Annotated in this window: 17 protein-coding genes and 1 pseudogene; 16 read left to right on the top strand and 2 right to left on the bottom strand. The window is 42.0% G+C overall.

What is annotated here, in order from left to right; translation table 11 throughout:
- Positions 1-90: 90 nt before the first annotated feature.
- The 6 genes from SCACP_RS16815 (at position 91) to SCACP_RS16790 (ending at position 4,950) form a co-directional block, all read left to right on the top strand.
- Positions 91-810 carry a peptidoglycan DD-metalloendopeptidase family protein gene (locus SCACP_RS16815; RefSeq protein WP_425058639.1) on the top strand — a complete coding sequence of 240 codons (720 nt, stop codon included), beginning with the start codon at positions 91-93 and terminating at the stop codon, positions 808-810.
- Positions 811-939: 129 nt separating this feature from the next.
- The gene (locus tag SCACP_RS16810) at positions 940-1,179 is read left to right on the top strand and encodes a sporulation transcriptional regulator SpoIIID (protein WP_425058638.1); all 240 of its coding nucleotides are present in this window, start codon (positions 940-942) and stop codon (positions 1,177-1,179) included.
- 87 nt (positions 1,180-1,266) lie between these two features.
- On the top strand, positions 1,267-2,562 hold the full coding sequence (locus tag SCACP_RS16805) for an ATP-binding protein (protein WP_425058637.1): 1,296 nt from the start codon (positions 1,267-1,269) through the stop codon (positions 2,560-2,562).
- Positions 2,563-2,658: 96 nt separating this feature from the next.
- A complete protein-coding gene (locus SCACP_RS16800) occupies positions 2,659-3,015 on the top strand; it encodes a nucleotidyltransferase domain-containing protein (protein WP_425058636.1) in 357 nt (118 codons plus the stop codon).
- A 171-nt stretch (positions 3,016-3,186) separates the two neighbouring features.
- Positions 3,187-4,458, top strand: a complete 1,272-nt coding sequence (locus SCACP_RS16795; RefSeq protein ID WP_425058635.1) for an AAA family ATPase — start codon at positions 3,187-3,189, stop codon at positions 4,456-4,458.
- Positions 4,459-4,461: 3 nt separating this feature from the next.
- On the top strand, positions 4,462-4,950 hold the full coding sequence (locus tag SCACP_RS16790; RefSeq protein ID WP_425058634.1) for a hypothetical protein: 489 nt from the start codon (positions 4,462-4,464) through the stop codon (positions 4,948-4,950).
- A 404-nt stretch (positions 4,951-5,354) separates the two neighbouring features.
- On the opposite strand, the gene SCACP_RS16785 is transcribed toward SCACP_RS16790, so the two are convergent.
- Both SCACP_RS16785 and SCACP_RS16780 read right to left on the bottom strand, forming a co-directional pair.
- Entirely contained in the window at positions 5,355-6,581 is a 1,227-nt protein-coding gene (locus tag SCACP_RS16785; protein WP_425058633.1) for an IS256 family transposase, read from the bottom strand.
- A 14-nt stretch (positions 6,582-6,595) separates the two neighbouring features.
- Positions 6,596-7,441 (bottom strand): DUF4277 domain-containing protein, encoded by an 846-nt coding sequence (locus tag SCACP_RS16780; protein ID WP_425058631.1) that lies wholly within the window; start codon positions 7,439-7,441, stop codon positions 6,596-6,598.
- Between SCACP_RS16780 and SCACP_RS16775 the strand changes: the two genes are divergently transcribed.
- From SCACP_RS16775 to SCACP_RS16730, 10 genes and pseudogenes are all read left to right on the top strand, one after another.
- Entirely contained in the window at positions 7,432-7,974 is a 543-nt protein-coding gene (locus tag SCACP_RS16775) for a recombinase zinc beta ribbon domain-containing protein (protein ID WP_425058630.1), read from the top strand. The two genes, SCACP_RS16780 and SCACP_RS16775, sit on opposite strands and share 10 nt — an antisense overlap.
- A 92-nt stretch (positions 7,975-8,066) precedes the next feature.
- Positions 8,067-9,338 carry an AAA family ATPase gene (locus SCACP_RS16770; protein ID WP_425058629.1) on the top strand — a complete coding sequence of 424 codons (1,272 nt, stop codon included), beginning with the start codon at positions 8,067-8,069 and terminating at the stop codon, positions 9,336-9,338.
- 4 nt (positions 9,339-9,342) lie between these two features.
- Positions 9,343-9,978 (top strand): retron system putative HNH endonuclease, encoded by a 636-nt coding sequence (locus SCACP_RS16765; RefSeq protein ID WP_425058628.1) that lies wholly within the window; start codon positions 9,343-9,345, stop codon positions 9,976-9,978.
- Positions 9,979-10,226: 248 nt separating this feature from the next.
- Positions 10,227-11,423: a Fic family protein gene (locus SCACP_RS16760; protein WP_425058627.1), complete on the top strand. Its 1,197-nt coding sequence runs from the start codon at positions 10,227-10,229 to the stop codon at positions 11,421-11,423.
- Between the two features lie 203 nt (positions 11,424-11,626).
- The gene (locus tag SCACP_RS16755) at positions 11,627-12,943 is read left to right on the top strand and encodes an RNA-binding domain-containing protein (RefSeq protein WP_425058626.1); all 1,317 of its coding nucleotides are present in this window, start codon (positions 11,627-11,629) and stop codon (positions 12,941-12,943) included.
- Between the two features lie 155 nt (positions 12,944-13,098).
- Positions 13,099-13,260 (top strand): hypothetical protein, encoded by a 162-nt coding sequence (locus SCACP_RS16750; RefSeq protein WP_425058625.1) that lies wholly within the window; start codon positions 13,099-13,101, stop codon positions 13,258-13,260.
- 45 nt (positions 13,261-13,305) lie between these two features.
- Positions 13,306-14,841, top strand: a complete 1,536-nt coding sequence (locus SCACP_RS16745; RefSeq protein WP_425058624.1) for a recombinase family protein — start codon at positions 13,306-13,308, stop codon at positions 14,839-14,841.
- 282 nt (positions 14,842-15,123) lie between these two features.
- A complete protein-coding gene (locus tag SCACP_RS16740) occupies positions 15,124-15,825 on the top strand; it encodes a Fic family protein (RefSeq protein WP_425058623.1) in 702 nt (233 codons plus the stop codon).
- A gap of 72 nt (positions 15,826-15,897) precedes the next feature.
- Positions 15,898-16,053: pseudogene (locus SCACP_RS16735) on the top strand (sporulation transcriptional regulator SpoIIID); the annotation flags it as partial.
- Positions 16,054-16,235: 182 nt separating this feature from the next.
- Entirely contained in the window at positions 16,236-17,264 is a 1,029-nt protein-coding gene (locus tag SCACP_RS16730) for a rod shape-determining protein (protein WP_425058622.1), read from the top strand.
- The last annotated feature ends 2 nt before the right edge of the window (positions 17,265-17,266 follow it).

Here is a 17,266-nt window from a genome sequence, read left to right as displayed (position 1 = left end):
GCGTAGCGTGGCAATCTCTCCCCTCCAATCTCACCGCAACTATGTTTATACATATACAATAACTGGGCATAATATCCATGAGGTGATAATATGCCCGGTAAATGGTGGACCAAGCTAACACGGCTTGGATATTTGGGTCCGGTATTGACGGCCGGTGCGCTGTTGGTAATGGCGTCGTTACTCATGTTTGCCGTAGTCAGTACCCTGGGACCGGCTTCTCAGCCACCGGCTGCAAAAATCGCACCAGTGGTAGAACCGGTGCAGCGGGCACAGGCTGATTCGCCTGTTCCGGCGCCAGCCAATCCGGAAGCTCCGGTTATTCGTCAAGAGTTGTCTGCTGAGACACAACTCCCGTCCCTGCCGGTCCGGACGGTCGCCACTATGGCCGGCAGCGACAGGGCAGCCGGCAATGAGGCCATCCGTGAGCTGTGGAACGGGAAGCTGATTAAGGGTTTTGGTTGGCAATTACATCCGGTGTATCAGGATTGGCGGTATAACACCGGTGTTGATATCGGCGGCGGTGAAGGCCAGGTAGTGCCGGCTCTGTTAAACGGTGAAGTAACCGACATATTTACTGACCGGCAGTATGGACTGACAGTAGCCGTCAAAAGCGGTAAGTATACCGTCTGCTATAGTTCCCTTGCCAGTGTGGCTGTGGATAAAAATAGCATAATCGAAACAGGCAGACCTGTCGGTTCAATGGGAATGAGCCCTGCGGAACGCGAGCCGCATCTGCATCTGGCTGTCAAGAATACCGCCACCCAAGAATATATTGACCCGAACGAGCTATTTCCCAATATTCCACAATAAGTAAGACTACTGAATTAATTCGAGATTCAGTCAATTAATGACCTTTGGCCAAGGTCATTTTTTCTTTTCCTTCGCATATACATGTTAGCAAAGGGCTTAAAAGGACGGGCGCGAGGGGGAAGAGAATGAATGAAAGAATATATTCGCAAGCGGGTGCTGGATATATGCAATCACATTATAGAAACAAAACATACAGTTCGCCAGACAGCCACCGTATTTGGGGTGAGCAAAAGTACCGTGCATAAAGATTTACCAAAAGTGAACGGTGAAGAATGCAGCGAATTTAACAGTGATAACGGAGTATGGATTTTTCATACTCCGTTTATATATGCCTCAAAAAATGTTGAATTATGCGATTTATTGATGTAATTTAGTGTTTATTTAATGAATAAATTCGTTGATTTTTACAGGAAAATATATTATACTGTTGACAACAATCGTAAGGAGAATGTCGCTATGTACCGGAAAATCATGGAATATCTTAAAGAATGGAAGAAAAGCCCCTATCGGAAACCACTGATTTTACAAGGTGCAAGGCAAGTGGGCAAGACCTATTCCGTGCTTGAGTTTGGCCGTGAGCACTATGAGAATATTGCTTACTTTAACTTTGAAACCAATCCGCAGCTTATTAAAACCTTCGCTGAGAGTCTGGAACCAGGCTACCTTATTCCGATACTTTCCCGGCTGGCCAATCAGACCATTATCAGGGAAAAGACGCTGATTGTTCTGGATGAGGTTCAGCTTTGTGAACGGGCATTAACCTCGCTCAAATACTTCTGTGAAAATGCGCCGGAATATCATATCATTGCTGCCGGAAGTCTATTAGGCGTTGCTGTCAACCGTGAACAATTCTCGTTCCCCGTGGGCAAGGTGGACATTAAGACGCTTTATCCGATGGACATGGAAGAATTTTTGCTTGCCTGTGGCGAGGAAGACCTTGTCAATCAAATCAAAGATTGTTTTGCCCACGATACGCCGCTGCCTTCTGCTTTGCATGAAGCAGCTCTGCAATATTACCGCCAATACCTTGTTGTCGGGGGGATGCCGGATTGCGTCAACAAGTATCTTGAAACAAAGAACTTCATTCTGGTCCGGCATACACAGGATATGATTTTGACCAGCTATTTGAGCGACATGAGCAAGTATAATACGGCAAATGAAATCAAGAAGACGCATCTTGTCTATGATAATATCACTGTCCAGCTTGCCAAACAGAATACCCGTTTTCAATACAAGCTGGTTAAAAAAGGCGGCAGGGCAGCTGAATTTGAAAACGCTATCGAATGGCTTACACTTTCCGGCATTGTCATGAAGATATATCGCGCGGAGCAGCCGAAAAAACCGCTGGAAAACTATCGCGATATTGATTCTTTTAAAATCTATGTTTCTGATGTGGGTTTGCTTTGTGCGAAAAAAGACATCGTTCCCGAGGATGTGCTGTTCTTATCTGATGAACTGAACGACTTCAAGGGCGGCATGGTGGAAAACTATGTGTGCTGCCAGCTTACCGCCAACGGATATACCAGTTATTATTGGGTGTCTGACCGCAGCGCGGAAGTAGATTTTATTATTCAGCGCCAGGGAAGCATCATTCCTATTGAGGTTAAATCGGCAGATAATACTAAGTCGAAAAGCTTGGGTATTTATATTCGAACCTATAAACCGGAGTATGCCGTCAAATTGTCAACAAAAAACTTCGGTTTTGAAGACGGCAAAAAGACGGTTCCGCTGTACGCCGCTTTTTGTCTATGACCCGAAGAAATCTTGATACCGGTGGATTGGATTCACACGGGGAATATTTTGTTATAATATTATTGCGGACGCATAAATGAAAAAAGGAGAATGGGGATGGACATAGCTGCTGAAGAAGAGTCCCGTATTAATGCGATTATGAATGAAATCGTTGCCAGGGTGAAGGGTATTTTCGGCGAGAATTTGCGTCAAGTCCTTCTTTTTGGCTCTTATGCCCGCGGTGAGCAGGAAGAATATTCGGATATGGATATAATGGTATTGGTAAACCTTACGGATGAAGAAGTTAAAGCATATAATGATGCTATCGTCGATATTATGAGTGATATATCTTTAAAATACGGAGTATTGCCGGCGATTATCGGAAAGAACTATGACCATTTCTATCGCTGGGTTCCTTATCTACCCTTGTATCGAAATGTGAGGACGGAGGGGATTGAGTTTTATGCAAACTGAAATGTTGGAATTATCAGCGCATGGCAAAGCACAGAAGCAGTATTAAGAAGACGTATGATAGTAAAGCAGCCAATGCATGGCTTTGGCTCTTACTTTGAATCACATGTCGCGAGGATCAATGTCATTTAAGAAGTATCTTAAACGAAATCATATGGCTAGGGAGGGTGAAAAGTGATTAAGTCATTTATATTTGAAAATTTCAAGAGCTTTGACAAAGCACGGTTAGATTTAGAAAATTTGACAATATTGATCGGATCCAATTCAGGTGGAAAAACGAATGCGATTGAAGGCATTAAGATTCTTTCGGAAATAGCTACCGGCAGAGATTTTTCTATTATATTGGATGGGTCAAAAAATGTTGATAGTGATATTCGTGGCGGTAGCAGAGGGTGTCCTAAACTAAATTCCAATCACTTTAAGTTAGGCTGCATTCTGGATATCGATAAAGAGGCCGATTTGGAATATGCCATAAAAATAAAAATTGGTGATCGTATTTACATCGAGGAAGAATCCTTATTTAAAATTTTTCGTGATGGGAATAAAGAACTGGTTTTTAAGACAAAAAGGCCGGCAAAAGATAGTGGAGACATAAAAGTTGAATATAATAATGGTAAAAAGGGAACGAACCCGGATGTTATCTGTGTTCGTTCATCGGCCGTTTTACCGCAGCTTTCATCAAAAATAGCTGCAGAATCAGATAAACTCAGAGAAAATATAAAATATATCAATATGGTCGTCGAAAATTTACGGAGCATGTTGTTTTTAAATCCGATACCTTCTGAGATGAGAGATTATTCAAGAATCAATGATTCCGAATTGCGGCCAAAAGCGGATAACCTTTCCTCTGTTCTATTTAAGTTATTTCAGGATGAGAAAAAGAAAAAAAGCATTTTGGACGTTGTTGGAAAATTACCGGAAAATGAAGTGCTGGATATTGATTTTATACAGACTCCTATTGGGGATGTAATGTTTAAATTAAAAGAGAAGTATGGGAAGAATGCGGATTTTATTGAGGCAAAAAGGCTTTCTGATGGAATTATACGCTGCATCGCCGTCATTGCATCTATAATAAGTGAAAAGCCGGGAAGTATTGTAATTATTGAGGAAGTGGATAATGGAATTCATCCTAGCAGAGCAAAGAGCTTAATTCAGGCAATATCCGCATTATCGAAAGAGCGGCAAATTGATGTTATCATCACCACGCATAATCCAGCTTTGCTAAATGCTATTTCCCGCGATGATATAGCGGGGGTATCCATCTGTTACAGAAATAAGGATACGGGAAGCAGTGAATTTATTCAGTTTTTGGATATAGCACAATTTCCTGCATTGTTGGCGCAAGGCAGGCTAGGGGATTTAGCGATTAATGATAAAATAGTAGCTGCGATAAAAGAACGCCAAGAAAATAAAGAAGAGTATGACTGGTTGGGATTGGAGGAATAAGCAATGAATGTACGGTTTATTGATACATCCATTCTTGTAAACATTTTAGACATTCCCAACATGAATGATAAACACAGTCAAGTTATAGAAGAGTTTCAGGCAGTGATTAAAGATAAAAGTCAAGTCTTAATATTACCGTTGGCAACGATTATAGAAACCGGCAATCATATTGCTCATATTTCGAATGGAGAGATACGGAGGCAAAAGGCGAAGCGAATGGCTGCTTTTTTGGAGAATACGGCTTCGGGAAAGGCGCCATGGAAATATTACGGGAAAGAATTAGAAACAGACGATTTATTATGGCTAGCTAAGGAGTTTCCTGATAATGCGATGAGGCAAACAGGAATAGGAGATTTATCAATTATTCGAGCATATGAAAAATACAAAGAAGAGGTTCCAGCAATTGAAACGATTATGATTTGGAGTGTTGATAGTCACCTTTCGAGCTATAGGGAAGAAATGACAATGCCAGCTAGAAGGAAGAATCGTTAGATTATATGTATCAATAGGGCATACCCTATTGATACACAGTAAAAGTGTTTCATATAAGCCGGAAAATGATTTTTGGGCTGTCCCATAATCAGATCGGGCTTAGTGAAACACTTTTTCGTTTTGGAGAGGGGAGAATGAATGAAGATTGGGTTCTTTAATATCCGGTTGTTAAAATCGGGAGTGTATCATTAACTGTGTAAATGGAATAAACATCCAAGATTTTGGGGACACTAATATTGCTTTTACTCATGCGCAGGATAGGGCGACGCAGAGGTGCGACCCGAGCGGCATATGAGGTTTAGCGAGGTGGCGATGCTCATGTGAGAGTGTCGCTTTTCCTTATCTTTGCCTCGGAAAACCCAAAGCGATAAACCTCGGGGTTCGGGGCAGAGCCCCGATAGGGTTTATGAGACCTTCCGCGATTGCAGTTTGTCCTCGAAGAAGATCATCAACTGCCCTATTATAATTCCCCAATCGCGAATCGGCATACTCCACTTTTTGGAAATCTCTTGTATCGACAGGAACACCGATTTTTTGACCGCGTCGTCGGTGGGATAAACCGTCTTTGTCTTGGTATATTTGCGCAGCATCCGATGAAAACCTTCCACTGCGTTGGTGGTGTAAATCAGTGTCCGGACCTCCTGCGGATACTTGAAATAGGTGGACAGCTCCGTCCAGTTCGCCTCCCAGGACTTTACAATCTGTGGGTATTTCTTGCCCCATTTCTCACAAAATTCCTCCAGACGATACTCCGCGTCGTCTTGTGTCGGCGCTGCATAGACTAATTTCAAATCCGCCATAACCGGCTTGATATCCTTGTAGGGTACATACTTTGTGGAGTTGCGGATTTGATGAATCACGCACAGTTGCTGCTCGGTTTTGGGGAACACCGTCTCAATGGCGGTGGAAAAGCCGGAAAGGTTGTCACGGCAGGCAATCAAAATATCTTCCACACCCCGATTTTTCAACTCGTTGCAGATCGTCGTCCAAAAACTGGCGCTCTCGTTTTCCGACAGCCACATGCCGAGGATTTCCTTGCGGCCGTCCAGATTGATACCTAAAACCGAGTATAGGCATTTGTTTACAACCCGGCTGTCCTTGCGGACTTTGAACACAATTCCGTCTAGAAACACAATGGGATACACCGGGTCAAGCGGGCGGCTCTGCCATTCCATAACGGCTGGCATAATCTTGTCCGTGATGCGGCTGATTAGGCTGGCGGAGGCTTCTACGCCGTAGATGTCGCGCAGATGATCTTCAATGTCGCGATTGGACATGCCTTTAGCGTACATCGCCAGAATCCTGGCTTCAATATCGTCGGTGCGTGTCTGCCGTTTTTCGATAATTCGCGGCTCAAAGGTGCCGTTTCGGTCGCGGGGGACGCTGATTTCACTTTCGCCCCACTCGCTTTTTATTGTTTTTTTGCCGTAACCGTTACGGCTGTTGCCGCTGTTATTGCCTAAAACACTGTTCTTCTCATAGCCGAGGTGTTCATCCATTTCGGCTTCTAGCATCTTTTCCAGCGCACCGGCAAACAGATTCTTGAGCTTCGCCGTTAGTTCGGCGGGAGTGGTGCACTCCTCACTGAGCAGTGCTACAAGCTGTATTTCTTTTTCGTTTAACTGTGTCATGGGTCCATCTCCTTTTATTCTTTATATTGGAGATTATTCCCATTTACACGGTTTAAAATACAGCCTCTTAAAATCCAGTTATCTTGGGCTTGACGAACTCGCTTTTCATTCGGGCCTATAATGCGAACATTGACGTACCATAGCGTTTTCGTTTTTGCAGGTCCCGGATTTTTACCAATCCGTCCTCGCCCCAGAGTTTCCGTCGTTTTTGAGCATACCGTGGTTTCAATATCGATCAAGTTACGGTGTTTTGCGCCGGCAAATTCCCGCGCCGCGCTTTCTGCATCTTCTGCACACGCAAACACTTTCTTCTCTAAAACCGCTTTATCAGCCTGCAGCCGCTCTTCCTCTTTCTTTAAGCGTTTTTCTATACGCAGTGTATTCTCATTGCTACGGTACACAAATAAGCGAACCGTAAGTGCATGCGTATTTTTTTCAGCATCCACGATTTGGATCGTTTCTTGAAATTCCTGCCCCTCATAACACGCGTGTAAGGCATCGTCTTTTACCTTATACCCATTCAGCGCAATTTTACTAAACAAACGACTGCTTCCAGCCGCATATATTTTATCCAATGTGCGAGCCAGAGCATCATCGGTGAAATCGTCGCCGGTAACGCCTGGGCCAAACAAAAAGGCTGTATCCATATGGGCAAAATTATTTTTGATATGGTACAACGGAGAGCGAACATCCGCAAAGGTACTGAGCAAAATACTTAGAGCTAGTTGACCAGGACTTAGGTTACACTGTTTTTCATCCCAAGCCACACTACGGTTGATGGTTTCCACAAAATCAAGTTTTTTTGCATACTGTAACGCCATGGCCATGGCTACAGGAGTTTGACCAGAATGTGTTTGCAAAGGCGCAAGCTTTATTGGCGGAGCGTACGGAAAATTTCCGGCTGACTAAAAAACGTCAGTCGAATAAGTACTGCTTCAGCACACTGATCAAGTGCGGCGATTGCGGTTACAGTTTCCGGCGAACCTACCGCAAATATGTTAATGAATATATTAAGTGGTGCTGTTCGGGACGTAACGCCAACGGCGTGGACTTCTGCAACAATCGTACGATTGTTAATGAGAAGGAACTGTTGGAGAAGATAAAAAAATACTTTGGCAGTTTGGTATCATCGAAGGACAAGCTGTTAAAGCAAACGATTGCCGAGTTTAGGAAGCAGTATAAACCGGAAGATCATGAAATGTCGGAACCGTTTATATTGGTCGAACTGGCAAGGCTGAAAAAAGCGAAGTCCAAGCAAACGGAAATGTTTGAGGTCGATGCGATTACCATTGAGGAATTGAAAGAGCGAACCGCTGAATTAAATGCGGCTATCGCCAAATATGAAAATGAGCTAATGAGCGGATTTGCTGTTTATAGGCTTGTGTTTGTTTAAAATAAAGGATTTTCGGGAATACATGAGGTATAATTAAATATACGCAATTCGCGGAATAAATGACATTCGTACGATGGTTGGGAGGTGTCAATGTGCAATTACAATCGATTGTGATTAAGAATTTTAAAGGCATCAAAGATATTGCTGTAAATTTTAAAGCAGGTTTTAATATATTAATCGGTGATAACGGCGTAGGAAAGACGTCAATATTGGAAGCAATATCGGTTGGCTTGGGTGGTTTTTTAGCGGGAGTCAATGAGACTAATACAAAACACATCAGTCAAGATGAAGTTCGGTTGGAAAGCAAGCTGACCGGTGACGGATCAATTAATATAAAACAGGAGTATCCGGTAAAAGTTGAATGTACGGCTATTTTAGATAATCATGAGTTCACATGGGTTCGGCAGAAGAAAACTTTAAAAGGCAGGACGACAGTGGAGCCTAGGGATATTTGCAGGTTTAGCAAGGAAATGCTGGACGACACGGACAAAATAGCGCCCCTGATTAATTATCAAAGTGCCGCCAGAATGTGGGCTCAGAAACGGGAAAAAACAACAAATGTATTTCAGGAAAATTATACGAGAAGCGTTGGTTATATAGATTGTTTAGCCGAAGAATCCAATGCAAAGATGTTATTAAACTGGTGCAAACGTATGGAGGAAATTGCTTGGCAGGAAGATAAGAAAATTTCCGAGTACGAAGCGGTAAAAGACGCAATAGTTACTTTCATGAGTATCATGAGTGAAAAACCGGTCAAAGGAGTACGGTTTCATAAACGAACAGGTCAACTGGTTTACAGTATAAACGAAGAAGAAAACATTCCTGTTCACTTATTAAGTTCGGGTTATCAATCCGTGATTTGGATGGTTATGGATATTGCATACCGGATGGCGGTGTTAAACCCGGATTTACGTAAGGAAGTAACCAAGAAAACACCAGGTATTGTTCTTATTGATGAATTGGATTTACACTTACATCCAAAGTGGCAATGGAAAATTGTCGAGGCATTAAAAGCAACGTTTCCCTGCGTGCAATTTATTACTACGACACATTCCCCCTTAATTATTGCTTCTTGTAAAAATGAGCAGTTAATTACGATTGGCAATGACATGGAAATTGGATACAGTACGTCCGCTTATGGTCATCAAGTAGGTCACGTGTTATCTTATTTACAAGATAGCTATGACCGTGCAAAAGCAGTCAAAGATAAATTTGATGGTTTTTATCAAGCGATTGACGATGAAAAATTTAAGGAAGCGCAATGTATCTTAGATGAACTGTTATTGGAATTAGATGATACTAATCCTGATATAGTAAAAGCCAAGACTACGCTTGAACTAGAGACTGCTTTCCTGGGAGATTGATATCATGATTTTCATAGAAAAGGGGCAAGAACCAGAGAGCCTGATAAAGTATAAACAACAAAAAGGCGCGCATTACGAGGGCTTCCCGGTAAAAGGGGATATTATGGAAGCGTTATTGCTGGAGCAAGGTTATATTTGTGCATATTGCATGAGAAGAATATCGAAAAATACGATGACGATAGAGCACTATATTCCACAGTATGTAGACGAAAATTTAGCTTTGGATTACCGCAATATGGTAGGTGTTTGCTTGGGGAATCGGGGTCATAAAAAGAAGTATATGACTTGTGATGCACATCGGGAGAATGTTAAATTAACCATAAATCCGCTTGACCGTTCGAAAGTTCGGCTGATAAAATATAAATCAGATGGAACTATTTACTCAGACGATAAGGAAATAAACAAAGATTTAGATGTCACTCTGAATTTAAATTGCGATGCGATGGGCGTTTTCTTAAAGAGTAATCGTAAAGCTGCCTTGAAGGCGCTTCTTAGCAAGTTATCACGCTGCAAGGAGCAGGGGCAGTGGACAAAGACGCTTTTGTTAAAGATAAAGAATAGTTTTAAGGTAGAGGGGAAAAACGCAGAGTATCGCGGCATCATGGATTATTATATTGATAAACGGTTACGTCGAAGCTAAACCTTAGATACTAGGGTTTGGCTTTTTGTTTTACCGTTCATTTTTGGTAAATCCTTGCATAAAGATTTACCAAAGTGAACGGTGAATAGTGAATTCTATTATGATAAAATGGGAACAATATAACAAGAAAGCAAAGTATAAAGCCATTTATTTATTAAATAATCAATATTTTAATAAGAAAACAGCTTTAATTGATATTTACTTGCCGATTTAACTACAGTATAATGTCAGCAAAGGGGGTGAATCGTATGCAATATGAACCTTTAAGTAAAGTATTTTATAAAAACAATGCAGCTTATGAAACTACGTATCTAGAAAGATTTAACAGTGAGTTTGCATATCGTTATAATTTTACAATTGATGAATATCAGGCATTTGTAGGAATAAATTTAGAAATTTTGAATTTGATAACCGATATTTTGCAATTGGATAAGCGGTTGTTAAAAGCAATTCAGAATGTACCGCCAATTGCCTTAATCCAATTTACGAAAAAGTGTATCGTGGACGAAATCCAGTTGACTAATGAGATAGAAGGTGTTCACAGTACGCGTAAAGAAATCAGAGAGCTTATTAATGATAAAACGGAGAATAAAGAAAGAAAGCGCTTGTACGGGTTGGTACAAAAATATATGATGCTGGCTAAGGGGCAGCAAATCGAACTGAAATCCTGCCAGGATATCAGAAAACTCTATGATGAATTTGTTTTAGCGGAAATTAAAGCAGATAATCCTGACAATATTCCGGACGGAGACATTTTCAGAAAAGATATCGTTGAGGTGGTTTCACCAAGTCAAAAGGTCATTCATAAAGGGCTGTACCCGGAAGCTAAAATTATTACAGCCATGACATCCGCGCTTGATATTTTACATGATGATAAATTAAATTATTTCGTGAATATAGCCGTATTTCACTATATGTTTGGCTATATCCATCCCTTTTATGACGGCAATGGCAGAATGGCAAGATTTATCAGCAGCTATCTCTTGACGCGGCAATTAGAGCCAATTGTTGGCTTTGGATTATCTTATACAATCAAAAATAAGATAAAAAAATACTACGAAATGTTTAAAGACGCTAATGATTACAAAAATAAAGGTGATTTAACACCTTTCGTTATCGGATTTTTGGAGTTTATCAAAGAAGCGATCGAAAACTTATGTTTTACCATTGAAGGTAGAGCAGAACAGTTCAACTTTTATTCGGAGAAAATTAAAAAATATGCCGGCAGCAATAAACCACTGGCAAAGATACTGTATGTTTTAGTGCAAAATTCATTGTTTGATGATGAAGGTATCAGCATTCAGGATCTTGCAGAGATTGCTGCTTTAAGCCCCTCTACGGTTCGTGACCGGATTAAGCAAATACCTCAAGATATGTTGATTATTGATCAGAGAGGCAGAATGAATATCTATAGTATGAATTTAGACGCGGCAGCGCGAATTTAAAATAAGGCGGCCAAACATACGGCTGCCTTATTTTATTGTCCGTTTCGCAAACCATGGCCGGCCGGCTATTAAAACAATTAGTGGAAAAGAAGATGCAGTCGAAAATTATCTAACACTTTTTCTAATACAATTCATGAACAGATGTGTTAAAAAGTGATAGAATGTGGTAGAATAGTAATAGAAATGAAAGAGGGGGATTGGAAATGGCTATTTTAGAAGGTCCCATGATTGAACTGAAGCAAACGGTAGTGGAGGATATAAAAAAAGAGGTAGTGGCCTTTGCTAATACCGAGGGAGGTACTATATATATAGGCATAGCCGATCATGGCGAGGTCGTTGGTGTAGATGACGTTGATGAAACTTCTTTGCAGGTTTCTAATATGATCAGGGATTCTATCAAGCCCGATGTTACAATGTTCGTGAAGTATTCTCATGAAGTAATGGACGGGAAAGATGTTGTAAAAATTACAGTACAAAAGGGGACGGATTGTCCGTATTATATTGCTAAAAAAGGGTTGCGCCCGGAAGGCGTATATGTCCGTCAAGGTTCTTCTTCGGTTCCGGCATCAGAAAATGCCATTCGCCGCATGATAAAGGAAACAGATGGTGACACCTTCGAAAATATGCGCTCACTCAATCAGGATTTGACGTTTGAAGCGATGGCTGCCGAATTTAAGGCCAGAAACGTTGCCTTGGGCGAAAGTCAGATGATGACCCTTGGTTTGATAAATGCCGACCGTATCTATACGAATCTGGGATTATTATTGTCGGACCAATGCGTACACACGATCAAAGCGGCTTCTTTTGAAGGTACTACAAAATCGGTGTTCAAAGACCGGCGGGAATTTAGCGGTTCTCTTTTCAAACAAATGAATGACGCATACAGCTTCATCGATTTGTATAACAAGACAAGAGCCGAATTTTCAAAATTATATCGAATTGACCGCAGGGATTATCCGGAAGAGGCTTTACGGGAAGCTCTTTTAAATTCTCTTGTTCATCGCGAATACTCTTTTAGCGGCAGTACCCTCATTAGCATATTTGAGGACCGGATTGAATTTGTATCTCTTGGCGGTCTGGTTAAAGGGCTTACGCTGAATGATATCCTGTTTGGCGTATCGCAGTGCCGTAATGAAAAATTGGCGGCTGTCTTTTACCGTTTGAAACTGATTGAAGCGTATGGCACCGGCATACAAAAAATTATGGATAGCTATAAGGACAGTGAGAAAAAACCGCAGATCGAATCATCCGATAATGCGTTTAAAATTGTTCTGCCTAACAGAAACGTGCTTTTGCGGCAAGATGCATTAAATGACAACGAGAAATTAATCATGGAGCTTGCAGACAAAAAAGATGCCATATCAAGAAAAGATGTAGAAGCATTATTGTCCGTTTCGCAAACCATGGCCGGCCGGCTATTAAAACAATTGGTGGAAAAGAAGATGCTGAAAGCCGTTGGCAGCGGCAGGAAAACAAAATATATGCGGTTCACTCATAAACTTACTGAAATAAAAAACTGAAATTTGTTAATGTAAATAAAAGCAGCCTCCGGCGTTTTTCCGCCAGAAAGCTGTTTTTATTTATTTTGTGTAATCTGAGTACAAATGGTTGTAATAAATTGGTAACTGCTTAAATAGTATTTATATCAAAGATACTTTTTGAGGGGGAATTTGCCATGAGTCTGAAGATCACGTTTGTCAATCCCAATACGGAACAAGATGTGGACAAGTATCTGCCCAAAATCCTGGCGGAAGCGATTATCAATAAGGTTGCCAGGGAATGTAACGATACGGCCATTGACGATGATAATAGTTATGATGTGAAACATTCAGCTTAAGTGAATGTTGTTTTTACTCTTTGAAAGAAAGGAGAAAGTCATACGATGGCCGGCAAAAATGGAAAACAAAAGATCGCCGCTTATTGCAGGGTATCGACCGAAAAGGAAGACCAGTTGATGAGCCTGCAAGCACAGAAAGACTTTTTTGAAGGATATGCTGCTAAGAATAACCTTGAACTTGTGGAACTGTACGCTGACGAAGGCATCAGCGGTACAAAGCTGAAAAACAGAAAAGAGTTCAACCGCATGATGGCCGATGCTCAACAAGGCAGGTTCGAGTGCGTTTATGTAAAAGATGTGTCCAGGCTTGCGCGGAATGTCGTTGACTTTCTCCAAAGCATCCGCAAGCTAAAGGCGTTAAACATCGATTGCCGCTTCGTAACAGCCAACATGTCCAGTAACGACGGAGAGCTGACGTTAACCATATTGGCGGCAGTCGCCCAGGAAGAATCGGCGAACCTGTCAAAACGGGTGAAGTTTGGCAAAAAGCGCAATGCCGAGAAAGGGCGGGTGCCGAATATTGTTTACGGCTATGACAAAACGGCGGGAGACTATTTTAACCTGGCCGTTAATGAGGCGGAAGCCAAAGTGGTTAAACGGATTTTTGAGTATTATGTACATCAGCGGCATGGCGCAAATAAGATTGCACAGCTTTTAAATAAGGAAGGGTTATTGACCAAGCGCAAGTGCCGGTGGTCACAGCAGGCCGTTTCCGCGATATTAACCAATCCGCTTTACATAGGTAAGGTTATCAATGGCAAAGAATCCGTCAAGGATTTTTTGACCGGTGAAAGAGTAAAGAATGCTATTGATAAGCAATTTGTTGTGGACAAGCCGGAACTTGCCGTTATTGACCGGGAACTCTTTGATAAAGCGCAGGCTTTATTGGCGGAAAGAACGGAAACCTTCCGCTTAACCAAAAAGCGGCAGTCCAATAAATACTGTTTCAGTACGCTGATTAAATGCGGCGACTGCGGCTATAGTTTCAGGAGAACATACCGGAAGTACGTAAAGGAATATATCCGGTGGTGCTGTTCGGGGCGGAATGCCAATGGCGTGGATTTTTGCCGGAACCGTACCATCGTCGATGAAAAAGAATTGCTGGAGGAAATCAAAAAGTATTTAGGCGGTTTGGTATCGTCGAAGGACAAACTGTTAAAACAAACGATCGCCGAATTCCGGAAAAAATATAAGCCGGAAGAGCATGAATTATCGGAGTCGTTTATTCTCTCTGAACTGTCAAGGCTGAAAAAAGCGAAGGCCAAACAAATCGAGATGTTTGAGGTGGATGCAATTAGCCTTGCGGAATTAAAAGAAAGGACGACCGAGTTAAATGCGGCCATTGCCAGATATGAAAATGAACTCAGCGTCATTCGGGGAAATACATCCGTTATGACCCGGATTGATGAGATGGTCAGAAAATATTGCGGCAGTATTCAGGTGGTGCTGTCGGCGGACATCATTGATAACGCCATGTTAAGGAAAGTAATTGAGAAAATTGTTGTAACCGTGGAAGGTGAGATAAAGGTCTATCTTAAACTGTTTTCCGATTTGGAAATTAACCATGCCGCTGCAATATAATACTAAATCAACCTATTGCCATCAAGAAATCAGGCAATAGGTTGATTTATTTATCGGCGGTGTATATAGTATCCAATAAAGATGTACAGGCGTGTTGTTAGTATAAGCGTAAGTCAAGCGCCAGCGGTAGAGCGTTACTAACAACACGCCCAGAAAAAATCTTTATTGGATTTCATATAGATTATGTACTGAGTACGTATTTGTATGAGTATGAATAAAGGATTTTTAGGTATGTGCAGGGTAATAATATACCAAATAATGTGAGTGTGAGGGGTGTAAGGCATGTTATTTAACTACGATTATAAAATTGATATTCCGCAAAATGTCATTCCTGATAAAAAATTCGCTTTGTTTTCTGCCAAACGTATGTTGCCGGAGTATATTTTTGATACTTCACAGCTGGAAAACAATCCGATTACCTTCCCGGAGGTTCAAACCCTGCTTGATGGAATTACTGTTGGGGGGCATAAGATCAGCGATGTACAGCAGGTGCTGAATATCAAAAATGCCTGGAATGTGATATTGGAGGCAGTACAAAACGATAAATTTACTGTATCAAAAGAGATGTTCCATATTATTAATGATGCCATTGCCAGAGAAGAAGCTTTGGAATGGGGAAAATTCCGTACAGGCAGAGTCGGTATTGTCGGTACGAAAAACTATGTTGCTCCTTTGTACACGGAACTTGACGAGATATTTGACCGGGAACTGCCGATTATATTAGAGGGTAAACATGCAGTGGAACAAGCCATTCGCGTATTTCTCTGGGCGGCGTTAAACCAATTCTATTGGGACGGCAACAAACGCACGGCGAGATTGATGGCCAACGGGATACTGATCAATGCCGGTTATGGTGTATTTAATATCGGTGTAAAAGATATATTGGAATTTAATACGTTGATGGTCGACTTTTATGAAACCCGTCAAGCAGACAGTATTGTAGCGTTTCTTGCGGAGAAATGCGTGAGGTATATTGAAAAATAGGTAAACAAAGGGGTTAACCGTCCTTGAATAAGACGGTTAACCCCTCTATTTTTACCGTTCATTTTTGGTAAATCCTTGCACAAGGACATGATTGAGCGGCTCCCGGAAATCAATAAACGGTTGGCTGCCAAAGTTAAAAACATTCTCGAACTAAATAAAGCGGAACGGCATATTCGCGGTGGCGAGGCAACGAGAAAGAAATATAAAGAAGATAAGAACGAGGATTAAGAGTAAATAAAAGTAAAAATGATTGAGCAGTGAATGACGAAAATAAGAGGACTTTTAGTTTTTTTGTAGAAATATTAATCTACTTATGATTATCTAATCGTGCACTCCTTTTTCTTTATTATATATAGGGACAAGTTGGTTTGGGGGGCGCGGGCGATGGCGGAAAGGGGTTAGGATTCGAAATGTTTGGAACAATGGATATTGGAGTCGATTTGGGAACAGCTAATGTTTTAGTATACATAAAAGGTAAGGGTATTGTATTAAGAGAACCGTCAGTGGTAGCTATTGACCGCGATAGCAACCGGATCCTGGCAATTGGCGAGGAGGCCCGCCGTATGCTTGGCCGGACTCCGGGAAATATCATTGCCATCCGTCCCCTGCGCGAAGGTGTAATTGCTGATTATGACACCACTGAAAGCATGCTTAGGCATTTTATTCAAAAAGTAGCCGGTAAGAACTTCTTTTTTAAACCGCGGATCATGGTGTGCATTCCGTCAGGCGTAACCACAGTGGAAAAACGGGCAGTGCTTGAAGCCGCTATGCAGGCGGGAGCACGTAAGACGTACTTGATTGAAGAACCGCTAGCCGCTGCGCTCGGTGCCGGGCTGGAGATTTCTGAACCCTGCGGGGCCATGGTGGTTGATATCGGCGGCGGCACTACCGATGTTGCTGTGCTCAGCCTTGGCGGCATTGTTGTTAGTGAGTCGCTCCGGATTGGCGGCGACAAATTTGATGAAGCCCTCGTCCGTCATGTTAAGAAAGAATATAACATCTTGATTGGGGAACGTACTGCCGAGGAAATTAAAGTAGCTATCGCTACCGCCTATCCCAATGGCCGCAATGAAACCATGGAAATCCGCGGCCGCGACTTGGTATCCGGTTTGCCCAAGACCATACGCATGAGTTCGGCTGAGACCCGGGAGGCGCTGGCTGAACCGGTATCACTTATTGTTGAATGCGTTAAAGCAGTGCTTGAGAAGACTCCGCCCGAGCTGGCTGCCGATATTGTCGACCGGGGTATTGTTATGACCGGGGGCGGTTCGCTTATTCACGGATTGGACAAGCTTATCATCCAGGAAACAGGCATTCCCACATATCTGGCGGAAGACCCGCTGTCTTGTGTTGCTCTGGGAACCGGTAAAGCGCTTGATGCGCTGGAAAGTTTGCAGGATAGCCTGACAACTTTGAAAAAAGGCAATATTGCAGGGTAAAC

The organism is Sporomusaceae bacterium ACPt (assembly GCA_041428575.1).
Classification (GTDB): domain Bacteria; phylum Bacillota; class Negativicutes; order Sporomusales; family Sporomusaceae; genus Sporomusa_D; species Sporomusa_D carbonis.
Note: the sequence above shows the minus strand (reverse complement) of the source record. Positions and strands in the feature narration are given on the sequence as shown.